This is a genomic window from Candidatus Planktophila sp., assembly GCF_046070465.1.
GTDB lineage: Bacteria > Actinomycetota > Actinomycetes > Nanopelagicales > Nanopelagicaceae > Planktophila.
In genome coordinates, this window is sequence record NZ_JBJTMK010000003.1 from 1 (window position 1) to 5,957 (window position 5,957).

7 protein-coding genes are annotated in these 5,957 nt (G+C 49.3%); all 7 read left to right on the top strand.

The annotated features are described in order from the left end of the window. The coding region (locus tag ACKOVI_RS00075) for a phosphoribosylaminoimidazolesuccinocarboxamide synthase (RefSeq protein ID WP_509601580.1) at positions 1-658 on the top strand (658 nt) is incomplete at its 5' end. 27 nt (positions 659-685) lie between these two features. Next, a complete protein-coding gene (purS, locus tag ACKOVI_RS00080) occupies positions 686-931 on the top strand; it encodes a phosphoribosylformylglycinamidine synthase subunit PurS (RefSeq protein ID WP_509601583.1) in 246 nt (81 codons plus the stop codon). A gap of 5 nt (positions 932-936) precedes the next feature. Beyond that, positions 937-1,605 (top strand): phosphoribosylformylglycinamidine synthase subunit PurQ, encoded by a 669-nt coding sequence (purQ, locus tag ACKOVI_RS00085; protein WP_509601585.1) that lies wholly within the window; start codon positions 937-939, stop codon positions 1,603-1,605. Positions 1,606-1,607: 2 nt separating this feature from the next. Beyond that, a complete protein-coding gene (purL, locus tag ACKOVI_RS00090; protein WP_509601587.1) occupies positions 1,608-3,839 on the top strand; it encodes a phosphoribosylformylglycinamidine synthase subunit PurL in 2,232 nt (743 codons plus the stop codon). A gap of 3 nt (positions 3,840-3,842) precedes the next feature. Continuing rightward, entirely contained in the window at positions 3,843-4,139 is a 297-nt protein-coding gene (locus tag ACKOVI_RS00095; protein WP_509601589.1) for a sterol carrier family protein, read from the top strand. Beyond that, a complete protein-coding gene (purF, locus tag ACKOVI_RS00100) occupies positions 4,136-5,602 on the top strand; it encodes an amidophosphoribosyltransferase (RefSeq protein ID WP_509601591.1) in 1,467 nt (488 codons plus the stop codon). Before ACKOVI_RS00095 ends, purF begins: the two co-directional genes overlap by 4 nt. 3 nt (positions 5,603-5,605) lie before the next feature. Then, the coding region (locus ACKOVI_RS00105; protein WP_509601593.1) for an AIR synthase related protein at positions 5,606-5,957 on the top strand (352 nt) is incomplete at its 3' end.

The window sequence follows — 5,957 nt, forward strand, 5'->3', positions numbered from 1 at the left end:
CGATATCGTTCCTCACCACATCATCACCGAAGATGTTCCAACGTCAGTCGTTGATCGCGCAGTCATTGTTCAACCACTTGAGATGTATGAAATCGAATGTGTTGCTCGTGGCTACCTCACTGGTAGCGGTCTCATTGAGTACAACGACAATCGCGCAGTCTGTGGCAACGCTCTTCCTGAAGGTTTGCTCGATGGATCGAAGCTTCCTGCTTCAATCTTTACGCCAGCAACAAAGGCTGAGGTCGGCGATCACGATATCAATATCGATTTTGAATCTGCAGTGAACGTTGTTGGCCGCGATATCGCCGAGGACCTACGTGCGACAACTCTTAAGTTGTATGACACAGCTGCTGAATACGCCCTCAGTCGCGGAATTATTCTCGCTGATACCAAATTTGAATTCGGTGCGAGCTCTGAAGGCACAATCACTCTAGGCGATGAAGTCTTAACTCCAGATTCCTCACGCTTCTGGGAGGCAGAGGGTTGGACGCCAGGAAAATCACAACCGTCATTTGATAAGCAATTTGTTCGTGATTGGTTGATATCCAGTGGCTGGGATAAGAAGTCACCACCACCAGAGCTTCCTCAAGAGATTATCGAGAAGACAGCTGCTCGATATGAAGAGGCATATGAACGCATTACAGGCACAAAGTTTTAACAACTAGGCAAACGAAGGAGAGAAAAAATGGCAACAATCGTGGTGGATGTAATGTTGAAACCAGAGATCCTCGACCCACAAGGTAAGGCTGTTGCATCAGCACTTCCTCGTTTGGGCTTCACATTCGCTACTGATGTTCGTCAAGGTAAGCGCTTTGAAATTACAGTCGATGGTGAGCCAACGGCCGCACAGCTCGCTGAAGTTGAAGTTGCTGCAGAGAAGTTGCTCTCCAATCCAGTTATTGAAAACTTCACAGTTCGAGTGGAGAAGTAAGCGATATGAAGATCGGTGTTGTTACCTTTCCCGGCACCCTCGATGATCGAGATGCCGCCCGCGCAGTCCGATATGCCGGAGGTGAGGCAATTGAGCTTTGGCACGATGATGCCGACCTCAAGGACGTCGATGCAGTCATCCTTCCAGGCGGCTTTTCATACGGTGATTACCTTCGCTGCGGCGCAATTTCACGCTTTTCACCAGTGATGGAGCCACTGATTGCAGCAGCTAAGGGCGGAATGCCGCTCCTTGGAATCTGTAACGGCTTCCAGGTTCTCGCTGAAGCTCACCTCATTCCAGGCGCACTGACTCGCAATCAGCACCTGCATTTTCTCTGCACTGATCAAGCAATCCGCATTGAAAACAACTCAACAGCTTGGACTAACTCCTATTCAAAGGACCAAGAGATAGTCATTCCTTTGAAAAATGGTGAAGGTTCATATCAGTGTGATGATGAAACTTTGAAGATGCTTGAAGGTGAAGGACGCATCGTTGCGCGTTATGTCGGTGAAAATCCAAACGGCTCTCGCAATTTAATTGCCGGAATTTCCAATGAGCGCGGAAACATTGTTGGACTTATGCCACACCCAGAGCACGCAATCGATGCTCTCACTGGTCCTGGAGTGGATGGACTTGGATTCTTTACATCTGTCTTGAAAGCGATGGTGAAATAAATATGGCTCTCGATACGGTTGCAACAGCAAAGGCAAACCCAGATGCACCACAACCATTTGCAGAACTTGGCTTAAAGCCAGATGAGTATGCGAGCATCAAAGAGATTCTCGGTCGTCGTCCAACATCATCAGAGCTCGCAATGTACTCTGTTATGTGGTCTGAGCACTGCTCATATAAATCTTCAAAAGTTCACCTCAAGCAATTTGGTGAGAAGGCAGTTAAGAGCGATGCACTTCTCGTTGGAATTGGTGAGAACGCAGGTGTTGTTGATGTCGGTCAGGGTTACGCAGTAACGTTTAAGATCGAATCACATAACCACCCATCGTTTATTGAGCCATATCAAGGTGCCGCAACTGGCGTGGGCGGAATCGTTCGTGACATTTTGACAATGGGTGCTCGTCCGATTGCAGTCATGGATCCACTTCGCTTTGGTCCAGCAGATGCTCCAGATACTCGTCGTGTACTGCCAGGAATCGTCTCTGGCGTTGGTGGATATGGAAACTGTTTAGGTTTGCCAAACATTGGTGGCGAAGTTGTCTTTGATGAAACATATCTCGGCAACCCACTAGTGAATGCGCTCTGTGTTGGCGTTATGAATCACAGCGATATCAAGCTCGCAAAGGCTGCAGGAGCAGGAAATCTCGTTGTTTTATACGGGGCAAAGACAGGTGGCGACGGAATCGGCGGCGTATCTGTTCTCGCATCTGAAACCTTTGAATCCAAGGGACCTGCAAAGCGCCCTGCAGTTCAAGTCGGCGATCCATTTGTAGAGAAGGTTCTCATCGAGTGTTCTCTTGAAATCTTCGCTGAAGATCTCGTAGTCGGTATTCAAGATCTCGGTGGCGCTGGACTTTCTTGTGCAACGTCAGAGCTTGCTTCGGGTGGTTCAGGTGGCATGAAGGTGCAGCTAGAAAAAGTTCCTTTGCGTGATCCCTCACTATCACCAGAAGAAATTCTGATGTCTGAATCACAAGAGCGCATGTGTGCAATTGTTGAGCCATCAAAAATTGATCGCTTCTTGGAAATCTGTAAGAAGTGGGATGTGAAATCGACTGTCATTGGTGAAGTAACCGATGGAACTCATCTTGAGATTACCTTTAACGGCGAACTTATTGTCGATGTTCCACCACGCACAGTGGCACACGATGGTCCGGTCTATAACCGCCCGCTTGCAAAGCCTGATTACATCGATCAGGTTGCAAAGGAAACTATCAACCCACCACTTCCATCAACAGCGGCTGAAATAAAGGAAACAATCCTGAAGGTTGCTTCTACTCCAAACCTTGCTGATAAGTCTTGGATTACAGATCAATATGATCGCTATGTCCAGGGCAACACAATTCAGTCGCAACCTGATGATTCTAGAATGGTCCGTATCGATGAGAAGACCAACCTTGGCGTTGCAGTTGCAACAGATGCCAATGCAAACTGGTCTTACCTCAATCCTTACGAAGGTGCGAAGTTGGCTCTTGCAGAAGCTGCTCGCAATATTGCAACTGCTGGTGCAAAGCCCCTCGCTGTTACTAACTGCCTCAACTTCGGTTCACCTGAGGATCCGGGTGTGATGTGGCAATTCGCGGAATCAGTACGTGGTCTTGCCGATGGTTGCCTCGAGATGGGACTTCCTGTCACAGGCGGAAACGTCTCGTTCTACAACCAGACTGGCACCACTGCGATTCTGCCAACACCGGTGATCGGCGTGCTCGGCGTCATCGAAGATGTCCGCACTCGTACGCCAATGTCCTTTAAAGACGCTGGTTTAGAGCTCTTCCTCTTGGGCGCCAAAGATCACAATCTCTCTGGCAGCGAGTGGGCCTATATCCATGGAATGCGCGGTGGCATCGCCCCAACTGCAGATCTTCAACGCGAGATGCGTCTGATCGAACTGCTTCTCTCTGCAAATAGGAGCGCGCTCTTTGCTGCAGCCCACGACCTTAGCCAAGGCGGACTCGCTATTTCGCTGATTGAAATGGTACTTCGTCACGGCGTAGGAGCACAGGTAACTCTCGACAACGTTGGCGTTGCACTTCTGAGCGAGACACCAGGTCGCGTTGTTGTTGCGGTAAAGCCATCACAAGCTTCAGAGCTTGAAGCACTTGCGACAAAACACTCGATTCCAGTTGCCAAGATTGGAACAACTGGGGGAGATGCACTCGTAATCAACGATGCAAATATTCCTTTAGCTGAACTTCGCACAGCACACACCGAGACATTTAAGAAGTTGTTTGGGTAATTGATGCGCGATCCCAAAATCTTAAGCGAGGTAAAGACAACTTTGGCTTTACTTGCTGACAAGTACCCCGGCAAAGCTATTGAGGTGCGTATACCTCCATATGCTGCTGTGCAATGTGGCGATGGCCCCAAGCACACACGCGGTACTCCAGCGAATGTGATTGAGATGAACGCCGATACCTGGCTGCAACTCGTCACTGGCGAAAGAACGTGGGCAGATGCACTGAGTGAAGGGCTGATTTCAGCCTCAGGGTCGCGCGCAGATTTAAGCCACCTTCTACCGCTAACGGAGCGAGCATGAAACGCAGAGCCGACGGAAATCTCAACCACCATCTTCTCGATGAAGATAAAGGGCCACAAGATGCCTGTGGAGTCTTCGGTGTCTATGCACCGAGCGAAGAAGTTGCGAAGTTAACTTTCTATGGCCTCTATGCCTTGCAGCATCGTGGACAAGAGTCTGCAGGTATTGCAACATCCGATGGCGAACGCATTGTGATTTTCAAAGATATGGGCCTCGTCTCGCAGGTATTTACTGAGAGCGATCTCTCATCGCTGAAGGGCGATATCGCTATAGGACACTGTCGATACAGCACTACAGGTTCAAGCACTTGGGTCAATGCCCAGCCAACATTGCGCCCTACTAAGTACGGAACAATTGCATTGGGTCACAATGGAAATCTCACAAACACTGGTGAACTCTTTGATTTAGTGCGAGAGCTTGAGACTGAGACTCCCAAGCTAGGACGAGGTGCAACGACTGATACTGAAATCATGACAGCACTGATTGGCCTTCAAGATCACGAAACAATTGAAGAGAACATTGTTGCTGTCTTGCCACTGCTACAGGGCGCCTTCTCTCTCGTCATTATGGATGAGACAACCTTGTATGCAGCGCGCGATCTCAATGGTGTTCGCCCACTTGTATTAGGAAAGCTAGAAAAGGGTTGGGCAGTTGCTTCAGAGACAGCTGCGCTGGATATCGTCGGTGCAACTTTTGTTCGCGAGATTGAACCAGGTGAGTTTGTAGCAATTGATGAAGAGGGTGTGCGCTCTCAGATGTGGGGGACGCCAAATCCCAAAGGTTGCATCTTTGAATATGTTTACCTTGCACGACCAGACACAACAATTGCAGGTCAAGGAATCCATGCAGTCCGTGGGGAGATTGGTCGTCGCCTTGCAATTGAGTCACCAGTTGATGCAGATCTTGTGATTCCGGTTCCAGAGTCCGGCACTCCTGCGGCTATTGGCTATGCGAAGCAATCTGGAATTCCATTTGGATTAGGTCTAGTAAAGAACTCATATGTAGGACGTACCTTTATCCAGCCATCACAAACTATTCGCCAGTTGGGAATTCGCCTCAAGCTCAACCCTCTTCGCGAGATTATTGAAGGCAAGCGCATTGTTGTTGTCGATGACTCAATTGTTCGTGGAAATACTCAGCGCGCAATCGTGAAGATGTTGCGGGAAGCAGGAGCGCTGGAAATTCATGTTCGCATCTCATCCCCTCCAGTGAAGTGGCCATGTTTCTATGGAATCGATTTTGCAACGCGTTCAGAATTAATCGGCGCAGAGATGACTATCGAAGAGATTCGCTCATCCATTGGTGCAGATTCACTAGGTTTTGTCTCAGAGGAAGGCCTCATCGAGGCGACAAAAGTGCCGGAAAATAGGCTCTGTACGGCCTGCTTCTCAGGTAAGTACCCCATTGCGATTCCTGCAGATTTATCAGAAGGCAAGACCCGTTTAGAAATTACGGAGGTATAGACGGTGGCTACTTATAAGGATTCTGGCGTTGATATCGATGCAGGAGATCGCGCCGTCGAGTTGATGAAGGCATCGGTCGCTCGCGCATCTCGTCCCGAGGTCATGGGCGGCATCGGTGGCTTTGCAGGACTCTTTGATGCCTCAGCGCTGAAGGGTATGAAGCAGCCACTGCTTGCAACATCGACAGATGGCGTTGGCACCAAGACTGAGATTGCTCGCCAGATGGGAATTTACGACACCATTGGCGAAGATCTCGTTGCCATGGTTGTTGACGATCTCGTTGTCTGTGGCGCAGAACCGCTCTTTATGACTGATTACATCGCCGTCGGAAAAGTTATTCCAGAACGCATCGCTG